At 51.3% G+C, this 2,527-nt stretch carries 3 protein-coding genes; all 3 read right to left on the bottom strand.

The window, feature by feature from the left end; translation table 11 throughout:
* Positions 1-846, bottom strand: an 846-nt coding sequence (locus tag PPL9_RS24925) for a ferric reductase-like transmembrane domain-containing protein (protein ID WP_200962369.1), incomplete at its 3' end; no start/stop codon positions are given.
* A gap of 204 nt (positions 847-1,050) precedes the next feature.
* Positions 1,051-2,364 (bottom strand): ATP-binding protein, encoded by a 1,314-nt coding sequence (locus tag PPL9_RS24920; protein ID WP_057465228.1) that lies wholly within the window; start codon positions 2,362-2,364, stop codon positions 1,051-1,053.
* Positions 2,361-2,527, bottom strand: a 167-nt coding sequence (locus PPL9_RS31635) for a helix-turn-helix domain-containing protein (protein ID WP_161831453.1), incomplete at its 5' end; no start/stop codon positions are given. The genes PPL9_RS31635 and PPL9_RS24920, both read right to left, overlap by 4 nt.

Here is a 2,527-nt window from a genome sequence, read left to right as displayed (position 1 = left end):
ACCCCCGCCATATCCCTTACTGATTTGAGCTTTTGTGCCGACCTGGAGCTCGTGCACACGAGATGTGTAATCACCCAGCGCAGAAATGCAGAACTGCAGTCTTCCGTCTTCGCGCGGCGCAGATGCAATCGTGTAAGGATGCACTTCGCTCATGCCCTCCTGATCAAAGGAAAGGTAAGCAAACTGACCGGCATCATGAGAAATAGGCTTGCCTTCAGGTTTCAGTGTCACACTGGTGATGCGCCCGTAAATCTGAACATCTTCTACCTCATAGGTCTTTGTGCGCCCGGCCATGCCTTTGTAAGTCAGGTACAAGAAGGACGCGACACCGGCAAAACAGAAGAAGGCGACGTAAAGACCAAGCGGATCACTCCAAGAGAACACGTTGGGGATCATCAGGAAATGCGCAGCAGCAAGAGCGAAGAAAATACCGATCAAACGGTGGGTCCAGCGCCAGATATTATAGGGGATGAAGGTCGCCAGAGAACCGAGGCCGAGGATTAAAATACCATTATACCCGATCTCACCCAGCTCTTTCGCCAGTCCATCCGTATCGCCGCTTGAAAGCACATCCGCATCAATGCTTTCATGCAGGAAAGCAGCAGCAATTGCGAAAATAGCCAGCCATTTATGCAAGACATACACGCGATCCAGCGGGCCAAACAGAGCCTCAACGCCTTTCATCCGTGTGGCCATCACCTGAACCAGACCCATGAAGATCAGTGAGACCATGCCAAAATACTGGCTCAGCAAAGCACCTGAGTCTGCTTGGCTACCAAACTGGGAGAAAATCAAAAGGGGGACTAGGATGCTGGCGATAATGAAGGTCAGGCCAATCGGTTTCATTCCGGTACGCTCATCTGAGTTAACGATGCGCACTCAGATGAAACTCTGGCTATGAAAGGTGAGTGACACCGTTGGGGGCATCGCACACCATTCATAATCAGATCACCCCATAAGAAGCTACAGATGCAGCCTCGGAGTAGGTTTCAATCTGAGTGCTTCCCCTAAATTCACTTGGAAGCTGAAACCTACCTGAAGTTTACGACACTACTTTTTCAGTTTGAGCATAAAACAGGCTCCGCCCAGTCGCTCACTCTTGCCAAGGGATATCTCGATCCCATTGCGACGACACAGAGTTTGCGTAATAGACAGACCAAGGCCTGCACCTGAACTTGATTGCCCCGGCATGCGGAAGAACCGCTCAAACACCTTCTCACGGTATTTCTCAGGCACACCCGGTCCGCTGTCTTCAACACTCAGTTGAATATGATCATCACCGCGCTCAAGAACCACGATAACCTCACCATCAGATGGTGTATGCCGGATTGCATTGCCAATCAGATTACCAAGCACAGCGCCCAGATCTTCCGGATCAACAACAGCTGCCACATGTTCTGATTGAAGCAGTTGCAGCTCCACATTTTTATCAAGTGCCGCATGGGCCTGTTGTGCAAGGCTTTCCTGAAGAACAGGCAGTAAGTCGTGCTCTGTTATCTCTTTGTGGGCATCCTGACCTGCACGGGCATGTTCCAAAAGCTTGGCGGCAAGATGCGTGGCCCGGTCAACACCTTCAATGATGTTGTCAAACCGCAGCCGTGTCGCATCATCTAGCGCGTCCCGCTCAATCACCTGACACTGGGCTTTCACCACGGTCAGCGGTGTTCTGATCTCATGCGCCGCATCATCAATAAACCGCTGCTCGCGGGCAAGGTAGTCTTCAATCTTGTCAAACAGCATGTTCAGGGAGTTCACAATCGGCACAAGCTCATCTGCCTGCTTCTCCGTTGTCAGCTTACCAAGACTCTCAGGCTCCCGAGTTTGCAGTGTCTCAGAAAGAGTGGTGAGCGGACGTAACCCGCGTTTGACGATGAAAACCGTTGCGATGATGGAAAACACCAGCACCAGCCCCAAAGGGATGGAAACCGTGGCAACAGTCTGGTCGGCCAGCTCAATGGCTTCATCAAACACGATACCGATGATGTATTGCCTGTCAGTCTTTTCGCCCGGAAAATTCCAGATCACCCAGCTGTCGCCCTCATGCTCAATTTCCTGAGCACCCGGCCTTAGATACTGGGGTAGCTGTACTTGGTCGGATGACTTATATAAATCGTTGCCGTCTCCATCGCGGATGACCACGAAGTAATCATTAAGTTCATGATGATCATCCAGATGCTTGGGAGAAATGGTGTCCCCCTCCAGCTGTGCAATCGCGCTGACAAGCTGAAAGGCCTGCGCATCATGGGTCTCGTAAAGCTCTTCCTCTGTCATATTGTAGACAATGGCGGAAAAGACGCCCCAGACCACAAACAGCAGCGGGATCAGAAAGATGAGGATGCGGCTGCGGATGGAGGAAAGTTTCATGCCGGTACGTCCTCATCAACAATATAGCCTACGCCGCGGATGGTCCGGATCAGCTTAGACGTGGTTTTCCTGCGGATCTGCGAGACATAAACCTCAAGCACATTGCTCTCCGCATTCTCTTCCCAGCCATAAAGCTTTTCCATAAGATCAGACTTGGAAACCA

It is taken from the genome of Pseudovibrio sp. POLY-S9, from assembly GCF_001431305.1.
Lineage (GTDB): Bacteria > Pseudomonadota > Alphaproteobacteria > Rhizobiales > Stappiaceae > Pseudovibrio.
Note: the sequence above shows the minus strand (reverse complement) of the source record. Positions and strands in the feature narration are given on the sequence as shown.

Bases quoted from the DNA above. Each gene is read 5' to 3' on its own strand.
- PPL9_RS24920 (WP_057465228.1), bottom strand. From the start codon at position 2,364: ATGAAACTTTCCTCCATCCGCAGCCGCATCCTCATCTTTCTGATCCCG.